The sequence below is a fragment of the Natronosporangium hydrolyticum genome (assembly GCF_016925615.1).
In the GTDB taxonomy this organism is placed as follows: Bacteria; Actinomycetota; Actinomycetes; order Mycobacteriales; family Micromonosporaceae; genus Natronosporangium; species Natronosporangium hydrolyticum.
The window spans coordinates 4,021,785-4,046,215 of record NZ_CP070499.1 but is presented as its reverse complement, the minus strand read 5'-3'; the positions used below and the strand labels follow the sequence as shown (position 1 = coordinate 4,046,215).

The following is a 24,431-nucleotide window of genomic DNA, read 5'->3' as shown; positions in this document are numbered from 1 at the left end:
CAGTAGTCCGGTCTCCAGGAGGTACGGTGGCGCTGATCAAGCCTGCCCACATCTTCGACCGTGACGCGGAGTGGGCCTCGCTCGCTGCGTTCGCCGCGCACCAGAGCCCGGATGTGCGGCTGGGGGTGGTCAGCGGCCGTCGACGGCAGGGGAAGACGTACCTCCTGACTTCGCTGGCCGACAGCGTGGAGGCTCTCTACTTCGCCGCGAGCGAGGCCACCGAGGCAGATTCGTTGCGGCAGTTCGGGGAGGCGCTGGGCAGGTATGCCGGGGCCGCGGCGGCGTACCAGCTTCCTACCTGGGAGGACGCGCTCTCCGCGCTACTCGCCACCGCAGGCGACCGACTGGTGATCATAGACGAGTTCCCGTATCTGATCCGAGCGAGCCCGAGCCTTCCGTCGCTGCTTCAGCGGTTGCTCGACCCTGGCGGGTCGGTACGTCGGCAGGGTATGACCCGACTGATCCTCTGCGGCTCCGCGATGGCGGTGATGGGCGACCTGCTCTCGGGCACTGCGCCGTTGCGCGGTCGGGCCAGCATGGAGCTGATCGTGCCGCCGCTCGGTTACCGCGATGCGGCCGCCTTCTGGGGGATCGTCGATCCGCGGCTGGCGGTGCTGGTCAATGCCGTGGTCGGTGGAACCCCAGCGTATCGGCGGGAATTTACCGCCGGCGATGCGCCGGCTGGGATCGACGATTTTGACGAATGGGTACTGCGGACGGTGCTCAGCCCGGAAAGCCCGCTGTTTCGGGAGGCGAGGTACCTGCTGGCGGAAGAGAGCGAGATCCGAGACACCGCGCTCTACCATGCGGTGCTCGGTGCGATCGCAGTCGGCAACAGCAGTCGAGGTGGAATCGCGAACTATATCGGGCGTCGCTCCACCGACATTGCGCATCCGCTCACAGTGCTGGAAGATTGTCAGCTCATCACTCGAGAACCAGACGCCTTCCGCAGCGGACGGGGTCGGTACCGAATCGTCGAACCATTGATTACTTTCTATGAAGCGGTGATGCGGCCGGCCTGGACCCGGTTGGAGCGCCGGCAGGCACGCCGCGCCTGGGCCGAGGCGAAACCACGATTCCAGGCACAGGTGGTCGGTCCGCATTTCGAGGCGCTCTGTCGCGAGCACGCGCTCGATGCCCCGGACGACCTGTTCGGCGGGCTCTCCGGGGAGGTGATGTCGGGGACCGTGGCTGATCCTGCGCACCGGACCCAGATCGAACTCGATGTGGTGGTCTTTGGACTCCCCGACCAGGCAGGTGCACGCCGGATCCTCGCCATCGGCGAGGCGAAGTGGGGCGAGCGGGTGACCACCCGGCATGTCGAGCGGCTGCGGCGGGCTCGGGCGCTGCTCGTCGCTAAAGGCTATGACGCGGTAGGGGCGCGGCTAGTGTGCTACGGGGCAGGCGGGTTCGACGACGATGTGGTTCGGGCAGCCGGGGGCGGGGGAGGCGAGATCGTGCTGCGCGGGCTCGCCGACCTTTTCTGACCGGCCCGCGGGATTCAGGTTCGGCGGCGCTCCAGCGGCAGGCCGGAGCGGGTGAGCAGGCCGGCGCCGAGCATCGCCACCAGCGGCACCGCCAGCAGCAGCGCCAGCTCCGCCCAGGGCACCGTCAGCGGGTACGGGTGGACCACCGGCCAGATCGTGTGGTCGCGCTGGTTGAGCGCGGTGATGACGGCGACTGCGGCGCCGAGGCCGGCGAGCGCTCCGATCACCGTGCCGAGTCCGGCTATGACCCCGGCGTGGGTGAGCGAGAGCAGCCGCCGTACGCCGGGGCTGGCCCCGAGCGCCGCGAGCGTCAGCAGATCGTTCCGGCGGTCCGCGGCGGCGAGTCCGGTGGCGATCGCCGCCGCGCCGAGCGCCACCACCGCGGCGGTCGCCGCCAGGACCAGCACCTCCGGGCTGGCGCCGGTGCGGGTCAGGTCCCGCTCGACATAGAGCGACAGGTCGCGGTGGATCTGCCGGAGGGCGGCCCGCGCTGCCTCCTCCTCGGCGTTGGTCGGCGCGGTCTGGGTGTGGGCCACTACCCCGACTACGGCAGGGTCGAGCTCAGTGGCGCGCAGCGCAGCGGGGGAGAGGAAGGTCGTCCCTTGCCCGATCGCGGTGGTGATCGCGTAACCGGGCAGCGTGACTGTGGTGGGTAGGTCGGTTTCGTCGGTGATCGGGTTTGAACCGTAGCGATCCAGCCGCACCGCGGTGACGTCGACCGTGACCTCGCCGTCGACCACCAGCCGGGGGTCGGTGACGACCACTCCGCCCGCGCGCAGCGTCGCCCGGGCGGGGGCGATCTCGGCGGGGTCGGCCTGGGTGAGCACCGGCAGCAGCGTCCCGTCGTCGACCACGGTGTCGGCGATGGACATTCGCATGAAACCGTCGCCGCCGCGGCATCGTGGGTCTGCTACCGCTTCCTGCTGCTGCGACCGGGTCAGCTCGCGGGGGTGATCCCAGTACGGGCACTCCTGGCCGGGCGGGACCGGGATCTGCACCTGGCAGCGGTCGGCCTCGACGCCGCTGGGGCAGTCGGGCGCGGTGAGCTGGTAGAGGTCGGCCGAGGGGAGTTCGGCGGCGAGTACGGCCGCTACCTCCGGATGTTGCTCGCGGGGGAGCAGCTGCCGGGCCGGCGGGTCGTAGGGGGAGTACGTCCACAGCTCGTACGAGACGACTGCGCTGCCGTCCGGGACCGCTGGGAGGTAGCCGACGGCGTCCCGCTCCTGCTGGCTTATCGCGAAGCTGCCCAGCGCCACGCAGGCTGCGACGGCGGCCATCACCGCGCTGATCGCAGGGGCGGCCGCGGCCCGGTTGCGCGCCGTGTCGCGCAGCGTCATCCGAAGCGTGACCGGCGCCCACCGGCCCAGCCGGGCGATCAGCCCGACCACCGCCGGGGTGCAGAGCACCAGGCCCAGCTCCGCGATCAGCACCCCGGTGAGGAGCAGCACGGTGGTGGCCAGCCAGGCTCCGACGCTGGTGACCGCGACGCCCAGGGTCACCAGCAGCAGCCCCAGCATCAGCCAGCGCCGGCGGATCTGACCGGCGCCCCGGTGGCCCGCCAGCGACCGCACCACCGACTGCCGGCCGGCGATGACCGCCGGGGTCGCCGCGGCGGCGACCCCGACCACCACCGCCAGGCCGGCCGCGGCCAACAGCACGGGTGGGAAGAAGCGGACCCCGCCGGGGTGGCTGTGCCAGAGGTACTGCGCCAGCAGCGGTCGAGCGGCCAGGGCCAGCCCGGTGCCGAGGACGAGGCCGGCGACGGCGCCGAGCGTGCCCAGGACCAGGCCATCGGCGAGCACGATCCGGCGCTGGTGGGCGGGGGCGCCACCGGCGACCGCGACCAGCGCCAGCTCGCGTTGCCGGCGTCGGGCGCCGACCGCGAACGCTGGCCCGGCGAGCAGCATCACCTGCAGCACCGCCAGCGCAACGACGAGCGACCCGGTGGCGATCGGTTGCTGTGCGGCGTTCGCCTGGCGCTCCGCCACCGCCGGTGGCAGGTCTGCGGCCGCGGGCGGGTCCAGCAGCACCGCCCGGGAGGTGACTACCACCCCATGGCGGTTCAGCGCCCTCACCTGTGCCCAGTCGATCGGCGCCGGAGTATCGACGAGCCAGCTCAGGTCCGCGTGCCAGGACAACCCGGGGTGCACCTCGGGCGGGATGACCACGACCGGGCGCAGATAACGCGGATACTCGACCTCCCCGACCACGGTGAAGGTGTACCTCCGGTCGACGGCGGTGACCTCGTCGCCGATCTCCGCTTCGAGCAGCCGCATCGCGGCGGCGTTCAACGCCACCTCGTGGTCGGTGGCCGGGGCCCGGCCCGCCCGCAGCTCGGCGAGCCCGGCCAGCATCGGGTCGGTCAGGTCGACCTGGCGGGTACCGATCGTCTTGACCCCGTCCGGGGCTAGCCACTCAAGGTAGCCCGAGGTCATCGGCGTGGCCCGGCTCCCGGCCGGTAGCAGCGCCTCGACCTGCGCCACGGTGGGCGGAGCCGTGCGCGGCTGGTCGCCGGAGAGGTATCCGCCCCCCAGATCCTGAGTGACCGGCCCGGTGAACTGCCATCGCAGCGAGGCGTCGGCGGCGCCGAGCTGGCTCTCGACCGTCTGCTCGGGGGTGAGTTGGAAGCTGTCGTAGCTGACCGCGGCGAAGGCGATCGCCGCCACCGGCAGGCCGATGAGCGCCACCACCAACGCGGAGCGACCCTTGGCCCGGCGGATCTCCCGGCGGGCGATCCGGATCGCGGTGAGCCAGCTCGACCAGCTCGCCAGCTTCACCGGGTCGGCTCCAGCAGGTCCTCCGGCTCCAGCAGCGGGGCCGAAGCGTCGACGATCCGGCCGTCGCGAAGGAAGATCACCCGGTCGGCCCAGGCGGCGTGGCGCGCTTCGTGGGTGACCAGAATCCCCGCCGCGCCGGCGTCGACCCGGTTCCGCAGGAGCCGTAGCACCGTCTCACCGGTCACGCTGTCCAGGGCGCCGGTCGGTTCGTCGGCGAGCACCAGCCGCCGCTGGCCGATCAGCGCCCGGGCGATCGCCACCCGCTGTTGCTGACCGCCGGAGAGCTCGTCCGGAAAGCGGAGCGCGACGTCGGCCAGCTCCACGTCGGCGAGCGCCGCCTGGGCTGCCCGCCGGGCCCGCCGTACCCCGTGCCCATCCAGCTCCAGCGGCAGCCCGACGTTCTCTACCGCGGTCAGGCTCGGCAGCAGGTTCAGCTCCTGGAAGACGTAGCCGACCCAGCGGCGGCGGAGCTTCGCCAACGCGGTCCGGTTGAGCTGGTTCAGGACGGTGCCGGCGATCGAGACCGTGCCGGTGGTGGGGGTGTCCAGGCCACCGGCGATGTTGAGCAGTGTGGACTTACCGGAGCCGGATGGGCCCATCACCGCGACCAGTTCGCCAGGCTCCACCGTGAGCGAGACGTCGCGCAGGGCCGGCACCGAGGTCTCGCCGCCGCCGTGGATGCGGGTGACCTCACGCAGCGCCAGCAGTGGGCCGGTCATTGGGGAGTCGCCCGTGGCGGCTGGCCGGCCGGGGCGCCGGCTGGGGTTGCCTGCGTGGCGGTGGGGGTTGCGGGCGTGGGGGTTGCGGGTGGAGGCTCGGCGGGGGCGCCGGTCGGCGGCCGGTGCCGGACCAAGCTGGCCTCGCAGTGGTCGAGCCACCGGACCTCGGCCTCTGCTTGGAAGATCATCGAGTCGAGCACGAGTCGCCAGGACAGGTCGAGCGGCTCGGGGGACCGGGTCTTCAGGCGGGTGTACTCCTGGAGGGTCCGGACGGTGGCGGTGCGCTGGCTCTGGACCACAGCGCGAACGTCGACGCCGGGGGTCGTTAGCGCCAGCGCCAGCTTGATCGCCAGCTCATCGCGCGGCCGGTCGGTGCGGGCGACCGGGGTGTTGAACCAGCGACTCACCTCGGCCCGGCCGGCGTCGGTCAGCTCGTACGGCCGTTGCCCGCCCTCCTCTTCCGGCAGGGGCTGCACCAGGCCGTCGCGCTCCAGCCGGGCCAGCGTGGTGTAGACCTGGCCGATATTCAGTGGCCAGGTGGCGCCGGTGGAGTGCTCGAAGGCGGCTCGGAGCTGGTAGCCGTACCGGGGGCCGGGTTCGAGCAATGCCAGCAGGCCGTGTCTGATCGACATAACTACTCAGTATGTATCTCGCCGAGGCGGCTCGACAAGGGGCCTAGCTGCTATGGGGCGCCGGGGAACGGGACCACCGCCGGGGTCACCCCGGCGCTCTGGCGCCACCCGGTCGCCCGCACCGCCGCATCGATCAGCGCGGTGACCGCGAGTTCCCGATCGGCGGGGGCGAGCTGCGGCAGCGCCGCCCGCCACACACCCGCGACCCGCTCCTCGACCAGCAACGCCAGCTCTCGGGCGGAATCTTCATCGGTGACCGGGAACGGCAGTTCGTAACCGGGCTCGGGGGTCGGCGCCGGCACGTCACGTTCAGCCAACGTGAGCAGCAGCAGGTCGCGACGGGCCCGGTGGGCCTCCTCCGCGTCCCGGGCAGTCTCGGCGTCATCCTCGGCCAACCAGGCGCCGACCGGCCCGTACGCGAAGACTGCCGCGTGCTCAGCGACGAGCGCGTCGGCCAGCCCGCCGCCGTCGCTCTCCCCCTCCCGGAAAACCTGCCCGGCCCAGGGAACCAGCCCGGTCATGCCAGCACCGCCGCGTGGGTAGCCCGGGCCGCCGCGATTGAGCCCAGCAGCGCGGCTCGCTCCGGGGTCCCGGTCAGACAGGCTGCGACCGCTTCGGCCTGGCCGTCGACCTCGGCGTCGCGCAGCAACTCCCGGGTCGTGTCCGGGTCCGCCGGCGCCGGGTCCGCGGCCGGCGACTCGCTGCCAGGCGACGCACTTTCTGCGGCGCCGGGGTGCTCCGGGGTAGCGCCCGGCGGCGGGGTGGCCAGCTCCGGCCGGCCGATCAGGGTCAGCAGCGCCCCCTCGTGCTCCCGGTGGGCCTGCTGGATCGGGCTCAGCAGCTCGGCGAGTTCGGGATGGACGGCGATGGCGTCGTCGTACCGGGCGGCGAGTGATCGGGTCTGGGCGAGAAATGGCTCCAATGGATCCGGTGGCGGTGGCTCCGGCTCATCCCACCAGGAGCATCCGGTCACCGCCCCGGTGGCGCCGAGCGCCGCCGCACCCATGACGCCGAGCATGGCTCGTCGCGACCACCCACCTTGCACGGCAATAGTGAACACCATCCGGAGCGGTGGCGGTCGGCAGGGCGGGGGTGAGTCGTCGCATCCGCCCGGTCCGGAGCGTGCGAGCGGGGCTCGACCGAAACCGGTGCGGCGGGGCCACGGCCCTGGCGGGTCCGCGCTACGCTCAGCGCAGCCGCCCGAATGGCCCGGGCCGGGCGGCAATGGCGCATGCCGGTGATTTCGGGCTACGGCGCGGGCGAGCGTGCGCTGTCATGTCGAGGGCTAGGGGGTGGAGTCGATGCCGCGTGGACGCGGTGACGAGCAGACCGGGCGGGCGGCCGCGCCGCCTCCTCGTACCGGCCCCAGGGCGCTGCCGGCTCGGGTGACCGCGCTGATCGCGCCGGTGGTCGAGGCGGCGGGTTTCGACCTGGAACGGGTCGGGGTCTCCCGGATCGGGCGGCGGCACAGCGTGCAGGTCGTGGTGGACCGGGACGGCGGCGTGGGGCTGGACGCGATCGCCGAGGTTTCGCGGAGCGTCTCCAGCGCCCTGGACGCCGCGGAGGAGGCCGGCGAGTCGGTGATCCCCGGCGAGTATGTGCTGGAGGTCACGTCGCCCGGCGTGGACCGGCCGTTGACCGAGCCCCGGCACTGGCGGCGCAACGTGGGCCGGCTGGTGAGCGTGCCCGGGCCGGGGGGAGCACGGTTGACCGGCCGGGTGCTGGAGACGAACCCGGAGACAGTGGTGTTGGAGTTGGCTACCGGCCCGCGTGAGCTGCGCTATGACGAGCTGGGCCCGGGGCGGGTGCAGGTGGAATTGCGTTCGATCGAGGAGCAGACTGACGAGCTGGCCGATCCGGACGGCGACGAAGACGGGGAGAGTGAAAGCAGGTGAACATCGATCTCGCGGCGCTGCGGGCGCTGGAGCGGGAGCGCGAGATCCCCTACGAGACGATCCTGGCCGCGATCGAATCAGCACTGCTGACCGCATATCGGCACACGGGCGGTTCGCAGCAGTTCGCGCGGGTGGAGATCGACCGGACCACCGGGGAGGCCTCGGTCTGGGCGCAGGAGCGTGACGAGGCCGGCGAGGTGGTGCGGGAGTGGGACGACACCCCCCATGACTTCGGTCGGATCGCGGCGATGACCGCGAAGCAGGTGATCCTGCAGCGGCTCCGGGAGGCCACCGACGAGGTCCACTTCGGTGAATACTCCGGACGCGACGGTGACCTGGTCACCGGTGTCGTCCAGGCCCACGGAGCCCGCTCGGAGCGGGGGATCGTCTCGGTCGACCTGGGCAAGTTGGAGGCTATGCTGCCCGCCGCCGAGCAGGTGCCGGGTGAACTCTACCAGCACGGGTCGCGGATCAAGTGCGTGGTGGTGCACGTGGTGAAGAGCGTGCGGGGCCCGCAGATCACGGTGTCCCGGTCGCATCCGAGCCTGGTGAAGAAGCTCTTCGCACTGGAGGTGCCGGAGATCGCCGACGGCACCGTGGAGATCGCGGCGGTGGCGCGGGAGGCCGGACACCGGACGAAGATCGCGGTTCGCTCGCAGGTGCCGACTGTCAATCCGAAGGGCGCGTGCATCGGCCCGATGGGGCAGCGGGTACGCGCGGTCATGAGCGAACTCCACGGGGAGAAGATCGACATCATCGACTGGTCGGAGGACCCGGCCGAGTTCGTCGGCAATGCGCTGTCGCCCGCGAAGGCGTTGCGGGTCGAGGTGGTCGACGCGGCGGCCCGCGCGGCTCGCGTGACCGTGCCGGACTACCAGCTCTCGCTGGCGATCGGTCGGGAGGGGCAGAATGCCCGCCTCGCGGCCCGGCTGACCGGGTGGCGGATCGACATCCGGTCAGATGCCGAGCCGGAACGCTCCGCCGCTGGTGGCGATCCAGCGGGTGAGGACCCCGCGCGACGGGCGGCGGGCGGCGGGGCCGCTACCCCTACCGGTTCGGACAACGCGGGGGCCGCGGCCGCCAGCTGAGCTGGTCGTCGCGCATCCTTCTGGGGGAGGGGTGCTCACCGCCGCCCGTTCGGGCTAAACTGGCGCGTGACAGATCGCGCGATGCCGGCTGCGCGGGCGCAGAAAGCACCTTGGGTGCGGACCTGTGTCGGCTGCCGGAAACGTGCACCAGCGTCGGAGCTTCTCCGGGTGGTGGCAGAGATGGACCCGGCCGGTGGCCGGTTCTGGCTTGTGCCGGACCCTACTCGGAGCAGACCGGGGCGGGGTGCCCATCTACACCCTGACCCGGCTTGTCTGGCGCTGGCGCAGCGGCGCCGCGCCTTCGGGCGGGCGTTGCGTCTCTCCAGCGTCCCCGACGCCGGAGCGGTGGTCGAGTGGCTCGAGTCAGCTCGGGCGCCTCGACCAGACAGTGGAGAGAAGGACAGGACGATCGACATGAGCACGCGATGAAGTCGCTGAAATGACCAGGCTTCAAGTGGACGAGTGAGGTCGGCGCGGGTACTGCCCGTGCGGCCTCGGATTGAGGAGTGCAGTGGCAGGAAAGGCCCGCGTACACGAGCTTGCGAAGGAACTCGGCGTACAAAGCAAGACCGTGCTCGCCAAGCTGAAAGAGATGGGCGAGTTCGTCAAGTCGGCGTCGAGCACCGTCGAAGCACCTGTCGCCCGGCGGCTGCGGGACGAGATGGCGCGCGCAGCGTCGTCGGCGTCGTCCCCCGCCAAGCCGGCCGCGAAGGAGCCGGCGACCCGGGCGGTCCCGACTCCACCCAGGAAGGCAACCCCGGCGCCGCCGCCGCCGAAGCCGGCACCGGCGCGGAAGGGTCCGGTGCCGGGCCCACCGCCGAGCATGGCGAAGCCCGCGAGCGCGCACGACATTGAGGTGGCCGCCGCCGAGGCGCGCGCCGCCGCGCTCAAGGCTGAGCAGGAGGCCGCAGTGCAGGCTGCCCGGCAGGCGCAGCAGCAACAGCGGCAGCAACAGCAGCAGCAACAACAACAGCGGCGGCAGACGCCGCCGGAGGGCGGCAGCGGCACCAGCCCCACCGCCTCCGGCCCCGGCACCGAGCAGCCCACCCGGCAGCCCGGTCGCAGTGGCGGCAACAACCCGTACGGCATCACACCGGCCGGTCCACGGCCGTCGCCGGCGTCGATGCCGCCACGGCCGTCGCCGGCGTCGATGCCGCCACGGCCCTCACCCGCATCCATGCCCAGCCAGCGGCCCCGTCCCGGCGGTGGTCCGGGCTCCGGCGGCCCCGGCGGTCGTGGTGGCGGTGGCGGGCCGCGTCCAGGCGGTGGCGCTGGCGGCGGTGGCCGGGGTGGCCCGGGCGCCGGTCGTGGCGGCCCGGGCGGTCCGGGCGGCGCTGGCGGTGGCCGGGGCGGTCCCGGCGGCGGCGGTGGCGGCGGCACCGGCACCGCACCGGCGTACCGTGGCGGCCCACCCGGCGGTGGCCGCACCGGCGGTGGCGGCCGTGGTCGCGGCGGCGCGGCCGGCGCGTTCGGTCGGCCTGGCGGTCGGCCGCAGCGGGGTCGTAAGTCGCGCAAGCAGCGGCGGCAAGAGTTCGACAACCTCACCGCCCCGACCATGGGTTCGGGCGCGCCGCGCGGGAACGGGCAGGCGGTCCGGCTGCCGCGGGGGGCGTCGCTCTCCGACTTCGCGGACCGGATCAACGCCAACCCGGGTTCGCTGGTGCAGGAGCTGTTCGGCCTCGGCGAGATGGTGACCGCGACCCAGTCGTGTACCGACGAGACGCTACTGCTGCTCGGCGAGCACCTCGGGTTCGATGTCCAGATCGTCAGCCCGGAAGACGAGGATCGCGAACTGCTGGCGCAGTTCAACATCGACCTCGACGCCGAGGTGAGCGCGGACCGGTTGGTCAGCCGGCCACCGGTGGTGACCGTGATGGGCCACGTCGACCACGGTAAGACCAAACTGTTGGACGCGATCCGGCGTTCCAACGTGGTCGCCGGGGAGGCCGGTGGGATTACCCAGCACATCGGTGCCTACCAGGCGCATGTCGCGCATGATGGCCAGGACCGGGCGATCACCTTCATCGACACGCCAGGTCATGAGGCGTTCACCGCGATGCGAGCCCGGGGTGCCCAGGTCACCGACATCGTGATCCTGGTGGTCGCGGCCGACGATGGGGTGATGCCGCAGACCGTCGAGGCGCTCAACCACGCCAAGGCGGCCGAGGTGCCGATCGTGGTCGCGGTCAACAAGACCGACAAGCCGGAGGCGAACCCGGAGCGGGTGCGCCAACAGCTCACCGAGTACGGCCTGCTCGCGGAGGACTACGGCGGCGACACCATGTTCGTCAACGTGGCCGCCAAGCCCGGGATCGGCATCGACCAGCTGCTTGAGGCGGTGCTGCTGACCGCCGATGCCGCGCTGGAGATGACCGCGCCGACCGATGGGCCGGCCCAGGGTGTGGCGATCGAGGCGCACCTGGACCGGGGCCGGGGGGCGGTCGCGACCGTGCTGGTGCAGAAGGGCACCCTGCGGGCTGGCGATTCGATCGTGGCCGGTGGTGCGCATGGTCGGGTCCGGGCGATGCTCGACGAGCACGGCCGACAGGTCGCCGAGGCGGGGCCGTCGCGTCCGGTGCTGGTGCTGGGGTTGACCGCGGTGCCGGGCGCCGGCGACACGATTCTCGCCGGCAACGACGACCGGACCGTGCGGCAGATCGCCGAGCAGCGGCAGGCCCGTCGGCGGGCCGCGCAGATGGCCACCTCGCGGGGTCGGGCGACGCTTGAGACGCTCATGGAGCAGATCAAGGAGGGCGAGAAGAGCACCCTCAACCTCATCCTCAAGGGCGACGTCTCCGGTTCGGTGGAGGCGCTGGAGGATGCGCTGTTCAAGCTGGATATTCCGGACGAGATCCAGCTGAAGGTGATCGACCGCGGGGTCGGTGCGATCACCGAGAGCAATGTCATGCTCGCCAGCGCCTCGGAGGCGATCATCATCGGCTTCAACGTGCGGACCTCTACCGCGACGGTGAAGCAGTTGGCCGACCGGGAAGGCGTGGAGATCCGGTATTACACCGTGATCTACCAGGCGATCGAAGAGGTCGAGGCGGCCCTCAAGGGCATGCTGCGGCCGGAGTACGAAGAGGTCAGCCTGGGCTCGGCGGAGATCCGCGCGATCTTCAGGTCGAGCCGCGCCGGCAACATCGCCGGGTGTATGGTCCGCTCCGGTATCATCCGCCGCAACGCGAAGGCGCGGCTGGTCCGCGACGGTTCGGTGGTGGCCGAGAATCTCTCGATCGCTTCGCTGCGGCGGGAGAAGGACGACGCCACCGAAGTCCGGGAAGGCTTCGAGTGCGGGTTGACCCTCAGCCGGTACAACGACATCCGGGTGGATGACGTGATCGAAACCTACGAGCTGCGGGAGAAACCCCGCGCGTAGCGGCCAGTTCGTGCCAGCGCAGAGCCCAGCCCGACCGCGGTCGGGCTGGGCTCTGCGCTCGCGCTCACCGATCCAGGAGAGTTCATCGTGCGGTATCTGCTATTGATCGCGCCGTCGAGTAACCGGGTCTACGCCGGGGAGGCGCTGCGGTTAGCCGAACGGGAGCTGGCCGCGTTCGGTGAGACCGTCCTGCGCGACGCTGGTCTGCGGGACGTGTCCCGGGAGGAGGTGGCCGGCGTGGAGTATCTCGGCTTCACCGCCGAGCCGCCGCTCACCGACGACCAGCTGGGTTTCGTCTCCAATCTGTCCGGTGCCTACGTGCTCTTCGGGTGGGAGGGGCCGGAGTCGCTGCGGCCGGTGCGGCTCACCCCGACCGCCTACTACGACGACGATCTGCTCACGATTCTGAAGTACCCCGGCAAGACCAACGAGCAGTTCACCCGGCTGCTGCTGAACCTGACCGTGGCCGCTTCCCAGCGCTCGGCCGAGTTGCGCGGTGGCGAGCGGCCGGAACCGTCCTCCCGGCTGGTGGTGTGCGATCCGTTGTGTGGCCGGGGCACCACCCTCAACCAGGCGCTCCGATACGGGTACGACGCGGTGGGGATCGAGGCCGACAACGCGCATGTGGACGCCTACGCCGCCTTCCTGCGTACCTGGTTGCGCCGTAAGCGGCTCAAGCACCGGGTGGAGATCCATCCGGTACGGCACGAACGGCAGCGGGTGGCACGGCGGTTGACCGCTAGCGTGGCCCCGAGCAAGGCCGCTCATGATGCCGGCGCGGATCAGCGGGTGACGGTGGTGCACGCCGACACGCTACGGGCCCGGGAGTTTCTGAAGGGGCGCTCCTGCGACGTGATCGTCACCGACGCACCGTACGGCGTGGTGCACGGCAGCCGGGCCGCTGGCCGCTCGGCGCGGGACCGCCGTCCGCAGGAGTTGCTGGACGCGGCGCTGCCGGGGTGGGTGGCGCTGCTGCGGCCCGGTGGGGCGCTCGGGCTGTCCTTCAATACCCATCTGGCCAGCCGGGAGGAGATCGCCGAGCTACTCACCCGGCACGACCTGTCGGTGGTCGACAGCCCGGGTTACCAGGGGTTCGACCACTGGGTGGACCAGGGCATCACCCGGGATCTGCTGGTCGCCACCATGCCTTCGGCTCCCCGCCCGGCCGGGCACGAGTGACCGCCCGGGCCCGACCGGTATCGGTGGGGCCGTGCCGAGGTCGTACTCTGTGGGGTCGTGTATACCGGTACGGCAGTCTTCGACGTGCTTCTGCCCAGCGACTCCCGTTCGTTGAAGGTCAAGCGTTCCTATGTCCGCCCGGTGGTGGCGGCTCTGCGTCGGTTCGAGGTCGCCGCCGCCGAGGTCGGTGCGCTGGACCGCTACGGACGGGCGGAGCTGGGGGTGGCGGTGGTGGCCGCGGACCCCGGGCACGTCAACAGTGTGTTGGACAGCTGCGAGCAGTTGGTAGCGGGGCGTCCCGAACTCGAGCTGTTGGCGGTTCGGCGCCGGCTGCACGGCGAGGACGACTGAACGGATGGGCGGAACCGCGGATGACCCAGACGCCACAACGGTCCCGGCCCGGTAGGGTCGGAAGCGTCAGGTGATCGGAGCCCGACCAGCGGAGGTGAGGACATGACGGACCCGGCCCGGGTGCGCCGGCATGCGGAACGCGTGCGGGAGCTGGTGGCTCAGGTGGTGCGTACCCAGATCAAGGACCCTCGCCTCGGGATGATCACCATCACCGATGCTCGGATCACGCCGGATCTGCGAGAGGCGACGGTCTTCTACACCGTGCTCGGGGACACCGCCGACCGGGCCGCCACCGCCGCGGCGTTGGATAGCGCCAACGGCCTGCTCCGCAGCACCGTCGGTAAGGCGTTGGGGCTGCGGCATTCGCCGACGTTGGCGTTTATCTTGGACGAGGTGCCGGAGCAGGCCAAGCACATCAACGAGCTACTTGACGCGGCCCGGGTGGCCGACGCGGAGGTGCAGCGGCGCGCCGCCGGCGCCCGTTACGCCGGTGACTCGCAGCCCTACCGGCTCGACGACGAGGACGAGGACAGCGCTGACGCCACCGAGTTGGGTGACGACGCGACCGCGTCGGTGCCGGAGTCGGGGGAGCTGCGATGACCCCCGAGTCGCCGGGGGGCGTCGCCGCCGAGCTTGATCTGTTTACGACGGCGGCGGTGGCCCCGGCGGATTGGGAGGCGGCGGTCTCGGCGGTGCAGAAGCTGGCGCCGGACGCTTCCATCCTGCTCGCCTGTCACATGAACCCAGACGGCGACGCCCTGGGCAGCATGCTCGCCCTGGGGCTGGGGCTCCGAGCGCTCGGGTTCAGCCGGGTGCAGGCGACCTTCCCGGGGCCGCTGGAGGTGCCGGAGCCGTTCGTCACGATGCCGGGGCTGGAGCTGCTGGTGCCGGCGGCGCAGGCCGAGCCGGCGCCGGAGTTGATGATGTGCTTCGACGCCGCCAGCATCTCCCGGCTGGGGGAGGTGGCCGGGCAGGTCGATACCGCCGGCGTGACCGTGGTGCTGGATCATCACGCCTCTTACACGGGTTTCGGCACGGTGCACCTGGTCGACGTGACCGCTGCCGCCACCGGGGTGGTCGCCGACGAGCTGTTGGGTCGGCTCGGGGTGGAGCTCGACCGGGCGATCGCCGAGTGCCTCTATGTCGCGGTGGCGACCGACACGGTGTCGTTCAAGTCGAGCATGACGACCCCGGCGGTGCATGAGTTGGCGGCCCGGTTGTTGGCGACCGGCATCGACCCGGCCGACATCGCGCGGCGGGTCTTCGACACCCGACCGTACGGCGCGGTGCGTCTCTACGGCGACGTGCTGTCGCGTGCTCAGTTGGAGCCGGCGGCGGCCGGCGGTCGGGGTCTGGTCTGGACCTACGCGACGCTGGCGGACCTTGCCCAGCACGGGCAGAAACCGTATGTCCTGGAGCCGCTGATCGACGCGGTCCGCTGCACCGCCGAGGCGGATGTTTCCTGTGTGGTTAAACAGCTTGCGGAGCGGGAGTGGGCGGTTTCGATGCGCAGCAAGGGCGGCAGCGACATCAGCGCGGTCGCGGTTGCGCTCGGCGGCGGCGGTCACCGGCTGGCCGCGGGCTTCACGGGGCGTGGTGAGCTGCGAGAGGTCGTCGACTCGATCGTGGCGGCGCTGGGCGACTGACCGCCGGCGCCCAACCAGGCTGGGTTACCCGTGCTGGGTCACACGTTTGGGGGTGACCCAGCTCACCGATCTCTCATGATTCGGGAAAGCCGTGCGTCGCGCCGAGCTTAACGATAGCTTGGACGTCAATGCGCACCGTACTCTTCCTTCGTCGCCGCGGCGGGTTTCGCTTCTAGAGGCCAACACCCCGCCGCGGAGTTCGGCGTTGGCCCACCCGGCAGGAGCGCAGACGGTGCCCCATCAACCACGGTCCCACGTCAGGGTCTACCGACCCGGGCTCCTCGCCGACGTCGAGCACCACTCCGGTGATCCCGGAGGGCCGCCCCGGCGAAGACTCAGACCCACCACATCCGTCGGCATCGCCGGCCGTGATTTCTGGTAGCCCTGGGAGGACACGCCATGAAGAAGACCCGGTCAGAATCGGCCGAGGAGGCGCGTGAGCAAGCCCGCCGCGCGCTGCAGACCTCGCTCGACACTCGCCAGTAGCAACAGCCGATCACCCGATCCTTCGCGGACGGCCGGGCCCCCACGGTGTGGGGCCCGGCCGTCTGACGTCTGTGTCCCGACGCGGCCCCGCTGTGCATTCGGCGAAGTGTCGGCGCGGGATGGGAGAATGGGGCTAGGCGCGTGGGTATTGGTGGGAGGTTCACGTGCGGCTGCCTGGTGGAGGAACGCGAGCCGGACCCGGAAGTTTACGAAGCGTCCTCGCGTTGTCCGCGGTCCTGTTGATTACCGCCGGGACGCAAGTGGTCCCCTCGCTCGACCTGCCAACGGTGACTCCGGTCTCGCCGGCCGCCGTCCTGCCCGGTGCGCCGTTCGATGCTCGCATCGAGGCGAACCTCGACCGGGTGCGGAGCGCGTTGTCGGACGCCGCGGCCGAGCCGGCCCGCACCTACCAACGGATCCTCGACCAGGGTCGGCAACTGCTCCACTTCGACCCTGACGCCAACCTCGGCCGTGGCTCCTGGGCGGAGCTGGTCGGGGAGTTCGGCGAGCACACCGAGACCGTAGGCATCCTGGTGCCGGGCAGCACCGCGTACATCCTGGACCACAATTTCGACAAGTATTACCAACGGGCCAGCCACCTGGTGGAGGAGAGCAACGGTCGGCTCGCGCTGGTGGTTTGGGCCGACGGGACCTACCCCAAGGGCTGGTTGCGCGGTGCGATGTCGCGCTATCACGAGCCGTTGGGCGAAGCGCTGGCACGGTTCTCACACGACCTGCGTCGGGAGATCTCCGACCAGCTCGGGCCCGGCCACGGCGTGAGCCTGCTGGTGGCCGGGCACTCGTTCGGTGGCGCGGTGGTGGGCGCCGCCGAACGGTACGGTCTGGAGGCCGACGCGGTGCTGCATATCGCCTCCGCCGGGGTGGGCCACGTCCGTGACCCGTACGACTACCCGGATCCGACCCGCCCCCGCTACTCCATGACCGCGCCCGGGGATCTGATCAGCTTCGTGCAGGGGTTACCGACCCCGCCGGGGCTAGGGCATGGCCCCAGCCCGGACAGCTTCCGCTGTGTGGTCACGCTGCCCACCGGGCGGCTGCCGAGCAATCCCGACTACCTCGACGAGAGCGGTGACGCGCTGGGCGACCGGGCTGGTGAGCGGATCGGCGGGGTCTCTTCCCACAGCGAGGTCTTCATCCACCGGTCGGACGCGTGGCGGCAGATCTACCGCTTCTTCATCGGCTCTGCGCCGCCCCCGCCGAGGTGCCCCGAACCGGGCGAGTCGGCACCGGTGAAGGCGCGGGTGTTGCCGTTGGCGGTGCCCCGGGTGGTCACCGCCTACCAGTGTCGTGCCGGGGGTGGGCTCCGACCCGCCGGTCGGCACCGGTGGGTCGGAGCCTGACTGCCGGATGCTGGCTCAGCAGGTGTCGGCGAACTCGAGCGAGCCCTCTGGGTCGTAGATCTCGTCGTCTCCGGGGCCACCGACGCCGAAGTGTTGTTCGGTCTGCGGGCCGATCAGACTCTGGTCGAAGGCGTCACAGTCGATGCCCCAGGCGTACGCCTCGCCGGACCACAGCCACAGACCCGCGGATGAGTCGCGGACGTCGTCGTCGTGCGGCACCTGCCAGACCACCTCGTCGCGGATCACCACGATGCCGTCCAGCTCCGGGTCGTCGTTCGGGATCTCGAACGCATAAGCCCAGACGAACGCGGTGACTACCTCGATTACCCGGATGCCGTCGTCGTCGGTGGTGGCATCGAAGGTGACCTCGCCCTCGACCCGGGGGTCCGGCTCCGCCAACACCGCACCGTCGGCGATCTGGGTGGCGAAGTAGCCGAAGTTGCCGCCGGCGAAGTCGTCCTCTAGCAGGTCGCGGTTGTCCTCGGACATCAGCTGGATGAGGCCGCCCGGGTCGCGCTGCTCCACCATCCGCGGGTCGATCCGGGCGGCGATCAGTGCCTCCTGAACCAGGTCGAGGGTCTGTTCGACCGCTTCTTCGCTGAAGTCGCCGACCGAGCGGGGCGCGGGTAGCTCGATCCCGGCGTCGCCGACTGCGAAGTTGGCCGCGGGGGAGTTCGCGAACGGGTCGGCGTCCGGGTCGGTCGGCTCCTCGGTCGGCCCGGTCGGGTCCTGCGGCTCCGGGGACTGCGCGGTCACCGTTTCCGAGTCGTCATCGAGCACGGCGGCGACCACCAGCAGGCCCAGGCCACCGAGGCAGAGCAGCGCGGTGAGCCCGCCCGCGACCAGGCCGATGATCAGGCCGGTGCGCCGACGGGGTGGGGTCGGGGCCGCCGGTGGCGGCCAACTGCCGGGTGTGCCCTGCCCGAACCCGCTCGGCGGCGGCCCGAAAGCTCCACCGGACGCCGGCCCGGCCGGGGGGAACGGGCCGGGTGGGCCGCTTTCGGGCGGCTGACCGTAGGGGGTGCCGCTCGGTGGCGCGCTGCCGGGCGGTGGCCCGCCCTGGGGATACTGCACCGGGACCGTCGGCGGCTCGGGCGGCTGCTGCCCGCCTGGCGGGCCGGACGAGGGGAACTGCGGCGGCTGCTGCCACGGGTCAGGCTGTTGGCGGTACGGGTCGTGCGTCATCTGAGGGCCTTAAGGTTAGGTGAGGGTCATCCGCGTCGAGTCATTCTGCCAACCCGGCGCAACCACCGACCGCTCGCCCACTCGAACGACCCGAAGACCGCCACCAGGATGACCAGCACGATCGCGGGGGCGAGGACCCAGAGTGGGCGTTCGAGCCACCACTGCAGGGTCGGTTCGGTCCGCAGCGGCACCCCGAGCCCGCGCAGCGTCGCCAACCCCGCCAGCAACGCGGTCATGTGCCACAAGAAGACCGTCAGGATCACCGCGTTGGCTGCGACGACGACCTTCCACACCCGGGGCCGCCGCAGCCACCGGCTGACCGGTGCCCGGATCAGCAGCATCACCCCGACCTGCAATACCGCCACCACCGCGATCGGCAGGGTGGTAGGCAGGATGTTGCTGTACTCCTGGCCGACCGTGGCCACCATGGATCGGGGGTAGCCGGCGAGCTCGGTCAGTCCGACCAGCGCCGCGACCGCCGCCACCACCAGCCCGGCGGCCCCCAGCCGGCCGAGCCGGTCCAAGGTGCCGTCCCGGAAGAAATACCCCAGCTGATGGGCGAAGACCCAGACCAGGGCGCTGTTCACCCAGCCGAGTTCGGACCAGCCGGCGGCGAATCGGCCAAGGTCGGCGGCGGCGATCACGGCCGCGAGCCCGAACAGCGTGAGCCACTTGTGGCGTTCGTGGAGCGTGGCGGTGACCGGGACCAGCAGCACCACCCACAGATACGCGCCGATGAACCAGAGCGGGGTGAACAGGATCTGGCCGTAGTTCAGCACGCCGGTGTAGCCGGGCACCAGCAGGAGCAGCGCGAGGTCGAAGACCGCCCAGACCGCCAGGAACACCGCCACCGGGACCAGCAGCCGCTGGAACCGGGCCCGGTAGAAGCTGGCGACCCCAGCGCCGCCCTGCTGTGCTGCCCACCAGGCGGCGCCGTTGGCGTAGCCGCCGACCACGAAGAAGACGGTGACGATCTGCAGCAGCCAGGTCGCTGCCCACCCGCCGGGCACCTCGTGGATCGGGTTGGGCATCACCCACCGGTGTTGCGCCTCCGACCAGTAGTGGATGGAGAGCGCCCAGTGCCACAGCACCACCACCCCGATCGCGAAGACTCGCAGGAAGTCGACGTAGCGTTCGCGGCGGGCGGGGGTGTTGGTCACGAGCTCGTCGAGAGTGCGGTTGGCCGCGCGCAAGGCATCCGCCGGGTTCACCGTCAACGCTCCCTCCGACCCCACCAACGACCCGCTATGCCAACCTAATTGGTGCACCGGGGGACGGCGACCGTGCCCCGGGCGGTAGCCCATACGGCGGACAGGAGGCGGGTACGGCGGTGACGCAGCGCGAGCAGGTCCCAGACGGGCTGGTGGTGGTGGCCAAGCCAGCGGGGATGACCTCGCATGACGTGGTCGCGCGGGTGCGCCGGCTAGGTCGGGTGAAGCGGGTCGGCCACGCGGGGACGCTGGATCCGATGGCCACCGGCGTGCTGGTCCTCGGGGTCGGCCGGGCGACCCGGCTGCTCGGCTACCTGACCGGCGCCGGCAAGGAGTATTCGGCGACGATCCGGCTCGGGCAACGGACGGTCACCGATGACGCCGAGGGAGAGCTGGTTGCGACGGTGCCGGCCGGCGCGGTGACCGAGCCGGCGGTCCGCGCCGAGCTGGTCGGGTTCACCGGTGAGATCGCCCAGGTCCCCAGCGCGGTAAGCGCGGTGAAGGTCCAGGGCCGGCGGGCCTATCAGCGGGTACGCGACGGGGAGCAGGTCGAGCTGGCCGCCCGTACCGTGGTGGTGTCGAAGCTGGCGCTGTTGGCGGTGCGGCGGCCCACGCCGGAGTTGCTCGATCTCGATGTGGAGTTGGCGTGTTCTTCCGGCACGTATGTCCGGGCGATCGCCCGCGACCTGGGCGCCGCGCTGGGGGTGGGTGGGCACTTGACCGCACTGCGGCGGACCGCCGTCGGCGACTTCTCACTCGCCGAAGCGGTCTCGCTGGAGCAGCTGGAGCAGCGGGCCCCGGCGGTGGTGACGTTGCCGCTGGCAGCCGCGGCGCGACGGGCCTTCCCGGTGCGGGAGTTGACCGCCGAGCAGGCGCGGGTGCTGGCCCACGGCGGTTTCCTGGACCCGATCGGGCAAGCTGGGCCGTACGCCGCCTTCGACCCGGCGGGCCGGGTGGTGGCGTTGGTGGCCGAGCGGCAGGGGCAGGCCCGGCCGGAAGCGGTGTTGGCGCCGGCGGGCTGAGCGCTGCGGCGCAACGTCGGCCTACGATGATCACTGCGATTGGATGGAGGCAGCACGGATGCAGCGGTGGCGGGGGTACGACGCGGTGCCGGGTGGCTGGGGACGGTCGGTGGTGACGATCGGGGTCTTCGATGGGGTCCACCGCGGCCACCAGGAGATCATCGGGCACGCGGTGAAGCAGGCACGGGAGCAGGGGCTGCAGTCGGTGGTGACGACCTTCGACCCGCACCCCGCGGAGGTGGTGCGGCCCGGGTCGCACCCGCCGGTGCTGACCGAGCCGCCGCGACAGGCCGAGTTGATCGAGGCGCTGGGGGTCGACGGGCTCTGCGTGGTGCCGTTCACCCCGGAGTTTTCGCGGCTCACCCCGGAGGTGTTCGTCCACGATGTCCTGGTGGCGAACCTGCACGCGGCGCTGATCGTGGTCGGGGAGAACTTCCGGTTCGGACACCGGGCCGCCGGCGATGTGGCGTTGCTGACCGAACTCGGCCACCGGTTCGGGTTCGGCGTCACCAGCGCGCCGCTGGTCAGCGCCGAAGGCACCGTCTTTTCGTCCACGTACATCCGGGCGTGTGTGGCTGGTGGGGATGTGGCGGCCGCGGCGGCCGCCCTGGGCCGGCCGCACCGGCTGGGCGGGGTGGTGGTCCGCGGCGACGGTCGCGGTCGGGAGCTGGGCTTCCCCACCGCCAACCTGCTCCACGGGCGGTACGCGGCGGTGCCGGCCGACGGCATCTATGCCGGCTGGTGCCGGCACCGGGGGGCCGACTATCCGGCGGCGATCTCGATCGGCACCAACTCGACCTTCGCCGGTCGGGACCGGCGGGTGGAGGCGTACCTGCTCGATTTCGACGGCGACCTGTACGGCGAGCAGGTGGCGCTGGACTTCGTGGCGCACCTGCGGGAGCAGCGGACCTACCCGTCGGCGGAGGCGCTGGTGACCCAGATCGACCGGGACGTCGTGCACACCCGGGAGGCGCTCGGTGCCGGCCGGTGAGCTGCCGTGACCGGCTGGACTGGTAGGGTAGGTGGTCGTCGGTAGTTGCCGACCAGTGCGCACCTGCCCGACGCCGCGGGTGCGACACGCAGGTCCGGACGGCTCATGCCCCGGACCCCACCACCCGACAGGACAGGGAGATCATGGCGCTCGAGCAAGCCAGGAAGACGCAGATCATGCAGGAGTACGCGACCCACGAGGGGGACACTGGTTCCCCGGAGGTGCAGGTCGCGGTCCTCACTGAACGGATCAAGGACCTCACCGAGCATCTGAAGGTCCACAAGCACGACCACCACAGCCGCCGCGGCCTGTTGCTGCTGGTCGGCCGCCGCCGCCGGCTGATGGGATACTTGCAGAAGGTCGACGTCGGCCGGTACCGCACCCTGCGCGACCGGCTCGGACTTCGGCGATGACCAGACGGGGAGCGGCCTGGGGCTGCTCCCCGACTCATATCTGAACGGGTGGGGCGACCACGAGGAGCCGATCGGCGCACCGGTCCTCGGTAGTGGCTCCCGGGCCGGCGGCGTCGCCGCCGACTCCCGGGCGCTTCAATCGAAGACCGGACGCCCGGCTCCGCGGTCGTCGACCCGACGAGCAAGGAGCTTCGAACCAAATGAATGAAAAACTAAGCCCGCATCACGCCACGGCGGTGATCGACAACGGCGCCTTCGGCACCCGGGAGATCGTCTTCTCGACCGGGCGGCTCGCCCGGCAGGCCGGCGGCTCGGCCACGGTGACCCTGGGCGACACGGTGGTGCTCTCCGCCACCACGCTAAGCAAGTCGCCGCGAGAGCATCTTGACTTCTTCCCGCTCACTGTCGACGTCGAAGAGCGGATGTACGCCGCGGGCCGGATCCCCGGCTCGTTCTTCCGACGGGAGGGCCGACCCAGCGAGGACGCGATCCTCACCTGCCGGCTCACCGACCGGCCGCTGCGCCCGAGCTTCGCCCACGGGCTGCGTAACGAGGTGCAGGTCGTCGCCACCATCCTGGCGCTCGACCCCGCCCACCCGTACGACGTGGTCGCGATCAACGGCGCCTCGATGTCGACCAAGCTCTCAGGGGCGCCGTTCTCCGGGCCGATCGGCGCTACCCGGATGGGCCACATCGATGGGCAGTGGGTGGCGTTCCCGACCCGCGAGGAGCTGGAGCGCGCCACCTTCGACATCGTGGTGGCCGGGCGGACGCTGCCCGACGGCGACGTGGCGATCATGATGGTGGAGGCCGAGGCGACCGAGCACTCGGTCGGGCTGATCGCCGCCGGGGCGCCGAAGCCGACCGAGGAGGTCGTCGCCGGTGGCCTGGAGGCGGCCAAGCCCGCGATCCGCGAACTGTGCCGGGCCCAGAGCGAGCTGGCGGAGGTCGCCGCCAAGCCGGTCGGCGACTTCCCGATCTTCCTCGACTACAGCGACGAGGTCTATGAGGCGGTCGCCTCGGCGGCCCGTGGTCGGCTCGCGGAGGCGCTGCGGATCGCCGGCAAGAGCGAGCGCGAGGAGGCGCTCGACCGACTCAAGGAAGAGACCCTCGCCGCTCTCGCCGAGCAGTTCGAGGGGCGCGAAAAGGAGGTCAGCGCGGCGTTCCGGTCGCTGACCAAGTCCGAGGTCCGGGCCCGGGTGCTGCGCGACGAGGTGCGCATCGACGGCCGTGGGCCGCGGGACATCCGGCCGCTCACCGCCGAGGTCGGGGTGCTGCCGCAGCGGGTGCACGGCTCGGCCCTCTTCGAGCGGGGCGAGACCCAGATCCTCGGCGTTAGCACCCTCAACATGCTCCGGCTGGAGCAGACCATCGACACCCTCGCGCCCAACAACACCAAGCGCTACATGCACCACTACAACTTCCCGCCGTACTCGACCGGGGAGACGGGCCGGGTCGGCTCGCCGAAGCGGCGGGAGATCGGCCACGGTGCGCTGGCAGAGCGGGCGGTGATCCCGGTGCTGCCCAGCCGGGAGGAGTTCCCGTACGCGATCCGGCAGGTCTCCGAGGCGATGGGCTCCAACGGCTCCACCTCGATGGGCTCGGTCTGCGCCTCGTCGATGGCGCTGATGCATGCTGGGGTGCCGCTGAAGGCGCCGGTCGCCGGCATCGCGATGGGGCTGATCTCGGATGAGGTCGACGGGAAGACCGCCTACGTCACCCTCACCGACATCCTCGGCGCCGAGGATGCCTTCGGTGACATGGACTTCAAGGTCGCCGGCACCCGCGAGTTCGTGACCGCGTTGCAGCTCGACACCAAGCTCGACGGGATCCCGTCGGATGTGCTCGCCAGCGCGCTGGCGCAGGCGTACGACGCCCGGCTGACCATCCTGGACGTCATGGCCGGCGCGATCGCCGAGCCGGCGCCGATGTCGGACTACGCGCCGCGGGTCACCACGGTCCGGATTCCCGTCGACAAGATCGGTATGGTGATCGGGCCCAAGGGCCAGACCATCAACGCCATCCAGGACGAGACCGGCGCCGACATCTCCATCGAGGACGACGGCACCATCTACGTCGGGGCTACCGACGGGCCCTCCGCGGACGCCGCGGTCGAGCAGATCAACGCCATCGCCAACCCGACCTTGCCGAAGGTGGGCGACCGGTTCCTGGGCACGGTCGTGAAGACCGCCGCCTTCGGCGCCTTCATCTCGCTGCTGCCCGGCCGGGACGGCCTGCTGCACATCTCCAAGGTCGGCGAAGGTAAGCGGGTAGAGCGGGTCGAGGACTTCCTCAACGTCGGCGACAAGGTCGAGGTCCAGATCGCCGACATCGACGGCCGCGGCAAGATCTACCTGGACAAAGTCGGCGCCGAGACGACCGAGGCGCCGGCGAGCAACGGGCAGCCCGCCCCCGCCGGCAACGGTTCGGGCGGCGAGCGGCCCGCCGGGCGCGACGATTCGGACCGTGGCCCCCGTGGCCGTGGCGAGAAAGACAGCGGCGACCGCGGCCCGCGGCGGGACGCCGCCGAAACCGGCGACAGCGGCGGCGACAGCGGCAGCGACGGCGACGAGGACGGCGAGCGCCGTCGGCGGCGTCGCCGGCGCTGA

The 24,431-nt window shown here is 71.4% G+C and carries 20 protein-coding genes and 2 pseudogenes; 15 read left to right on the top strand and 7 right to left on the bottom strand.

Features of this window, described 5'->3' with window-relative positions; translation table 11 throughout:
* The first annotated feature begins 26 nt into the window (after positions 1–26).
* Complete coding sequence (locus tag JQS43_RS18125; RefSeq protein WP_239675584.1) at positions 27–1,487, top strand: AAA family ATPase; 1,461 nt, start codon at positions 27–29, stop codon at positions 1,485–1,487.
* 14 nt (positions 1,488–1,501) lie between these two features.
* Here the strand turns inward: JQS43_RS18125 and JQS43_RS18120 are convergent, their stop codons facing one another.
* From JQS43_RS18120 to JQS43_RS18100, 5 genes are read right to left on the bottom strand one after another with little or no spacing between them, the layout of a single operon-like run.
* Entirely contained in the window at positions 1,502–4,264 is a 2,763-nt protein-coding gene (locus JQS43_RS18120) for an FtsX-like permease family protein (RefSeq protein ID WP_239675583.1), read from the bottom strand.
* Positions 4,261–4,983: an ABC transporter ATP-binding protein gene (locus tag JQS43_RS18115; RefSeq protein WP_239675582.1), complete on the bottom strand. Its 723-nt coding sequence runs from the start codon at positions 4,981–4,983 to the stop codon at positions 4,261–4,263. Before JQS43_RS18115 ends, JQS43_RS18120 begins: the two co-directional genes overlap by 4 nt.
* Positions 4,980–5,615: a PadR family transcriptional regulator gene (locus JQS43_RS18110; RefSeq protein WP_239675581.1), complete on the bottom strand. Its 636-nt coding sequence runs from the start codon at positions 5,613–5,615 to the stop codon at positions 4,980–4,982. The genes JQS43_RS18115 and JQS43_RS18110 overlap by 4 nt, the downstream gene beginning before the upstream one ends.
* 50 nt (positions 5,616–5,665) lie before the next feature.
* On the bottom strand, positions 5,666–6,136 hold the full coding sequence (locus JQS43_RS18105; RefSeq protein ID WP_239675580.1) for a ferritin-like domain-containing protein: 471 nt from the start codon (positions 6,134–6,136) through the stop codon (positions 5,666–5,668).
* Entirely contained in the window at positions 6,133–6,621 is a 489-nt protein-coding gene (locus JQS43_RS18100; protein WP_239675579.1) for a hypothetical protein, read from the bottom strand. Before JQS43_RS18100 ends, JQS43_RS18105 begins: the two co-directional genes overlap by 4 nt.
* Before the next feature lie 295 nt (positions 6,622–6,916).
* Between JQS43_RS18100 and rimP the strand changes: the two genes are divergently transcribed.
* The 10 genes and pseudogenes from rimP (at position 6,917) to JQS43_RS18055 (ending at position 17,000) form a co-directional block, all read left to right on the top strand.
* A complete protein-coding gene (gene rimP, locus JQS43_RS18095) occupies positions 6,917–7,510 on the top strand; it encodes a ribosome maturation factor RimP (protein WP_239675578.1) in 594 nt (197 codons plus the stop codon).
* Positions 7,507–8,598 (top strand): transcription termination factor NusA, encoded by a 1,092-nt coding sequence (gene nusA / locus JQS43_RS18090; RefSeq protein ID WP_239675577.1) that lies wholly within the window; start codon positions 7,507–7,509, stop codon positions 8,596–8,598. Before rimP ends, nusA begins: the two co-directional genes overlap by 4 nt.
* 81 nt (positions 8,599–8,679) lie before the next feature.
* Complete coding sequence (locus tag JQS43_RS18085) at positions 8,680–9,027, top strand: YlxR family protein (RefSeq protein ID WP_239675576.1); 348 nt, start codon at positions 8,680–8,682, stop codon at positions 9,025–9,027.
* Positions 9,028–9,109: 82 nt separating this feature from the next.
* A pseudogene (locus JQS43_RS26350) lies at positions 9,110–9,548 on the top strand (translation initiation factor IF-2 N-terminal domain-containing protein); the annotation flags it as partial.
* Between the two features lie 98 nt (positions 9,549–9,646).
* Positions 9,647–11,977 (top strand): annotated as a pseudogene (gene infB, locus JQS43_RS18080) (translation initiation factor IF-2); the annotation flags it as partial.
* Positions 11,978–12,064: 87 nt separating this feature from the next.
* The gene (locus JQS43_RS18075; protein WP_338037127.1) at positions 12,065–13,156 is read left to right on the top strand and encodes a TRM11 family SAM-dependent methyltransferase; all 1,092 of its coding nucleotides are present in this window, start codon (positions 12,065–12,067) and stop codon (positions 13,154–13,156) included.
* A 57-nt stretch (positions 13,157–13,213) separates the two neighbouring features.
* Positions 13,214–13,507, top strand: a complete 294-nt coding sequence (locus tag JQS43_RS18070) for a DUF503 domain-containing protein (RefSeq protein ID WP_239675574.1) — start codon at positions 13,214–13,216, stop codon at positions 13,505–13,507.
* Between the two features lie 102 nt (positions 13,508–13,609).
* Positions 13,610–14,107, top strand: coding sequence for a 30S ribosome-binding factor RbfA (rbfA, locus tag JQS43_RS18065; RefSeq protein WP_239675573.1), 498 nt, complete (start codon positions 13,610–13,612; stop codon positions 14,105–14,107).
* Positions 14,104–15,153, top strand: a complete 1,050-nt coding sequence (locus tag JQS43_RS18060) for a DHH family phosphoesterase (RefSeq protein ID WP_239675572.1) — start codon at positions 14,104–14,106, stop codon at positions 15,151–15,153. Before rbfA ends, JQS43_RS18060 begins: the two co-directional genes overlap by 4 nt.
* A gap of 710 nt (positions 15,154–15,863) precedes the next feature.
* Positions 15,864–17,000: a hypothetical protein gene (locus JQS43_RS18055; protein ID WP_239675571.1), complete on the top strand. Its 1,137-nt coding sequence runs from the start codon at positions 15,864–15,866 to the stop codon at positions 16,998–17,000.
* A 15-nt stretch (positions 17,001–17,015) separates the two neighbouring features.
* On the opposite strand, the gene JQS43_RS18050 is transcribed toward JQS43_RS18055, so the two are convergent.
* Together JQS43_RS18050 and JQS43_RS18045 are read right to left on the bottom strand one after the other, a co-directional pair.
* Complete coding sequence (locus JQS43_RS18050; protein WP_239675570.1) at positions 17,016–18,185, bottom strand: hypothetical protein; 1,170 nt, start codon at positions 18,183–18,185, stop codon at positions 17,016–17,018.
* A 26-nt stretch (positions 18,186–18,211) separates the two neighbouring features.
* Positions 18,212–19,396, bottom strand: coding sequence for an acyltransferase family protein (locus tag JQS43_RS18045; RefSeq protein WP_239675569.1), 1,185 nt, complete (start codon positions 19,394–19,396; stop codon positions 18,212–18,214).
* 119 nt (positions 19,397–19,515) lie between these two features.
* Between JQS43_RS18045 and truB the strand changes: the two genes are divergently transcribed.
* The 4 genes from truB to JQS43_RS18025 all read left to right on the top strand — a co-directional run bounded on the left by truB (position 19,516) and on the right by JQS43_RS18025 (position 24,431).
* Positions 19,516–20,418, top strand: a complete 903-nt coding sequence (gene truB, locus JQS43_RS18040) for a tRNA pseudouridine(55) synthase TruB (RefSeq protein ID WP_275580919.1) — start codon at positions 19,516–19,518, stop codon at positions 20,416–20,418.
* Between the two features lie 58 nt (positions 20,419–20,476).
* Entirely contained in the window at positions 20,477–21,409 is a 933-nt protein-coding gene (locus tag JQS43_RS18035) for a bifunctional riboflavin kinase/FAD synthetase (RefSeq protein WP_239675568.1), read from the top strand.
* A 143-nt stretch (positions 21,410–21,552) separates the two neighbouring features.
* Positions 21,553–21,822 carry a 30S ribosomal protein S15 gene (gene rpsO, locus JQS43_RS18030; protein WP_239675567.1) on the top strand — a complete coding sequence of 90 codons (270 nt, stop codon included), beginning with the start codon at positions 21,553–21,555 and terminating at the stop codon, positions 21,820–21,822.
* A 200-nt stretch (positions 21,823–22,022) separates the two neighbouring features.
* Positions 22,023–24,431 carry a polyribonucleotide nucleotidyltransferase gene (locus JQS43_RS18025; RefSeq protein ID WP_239675566.1) on the top strand — a complete coding sequence of 803 codons (2,409 nt, stop codon included), beginning with the start codon at positions 22,023–22,025 and terminating at the stop codon, positions 24,429–24,431.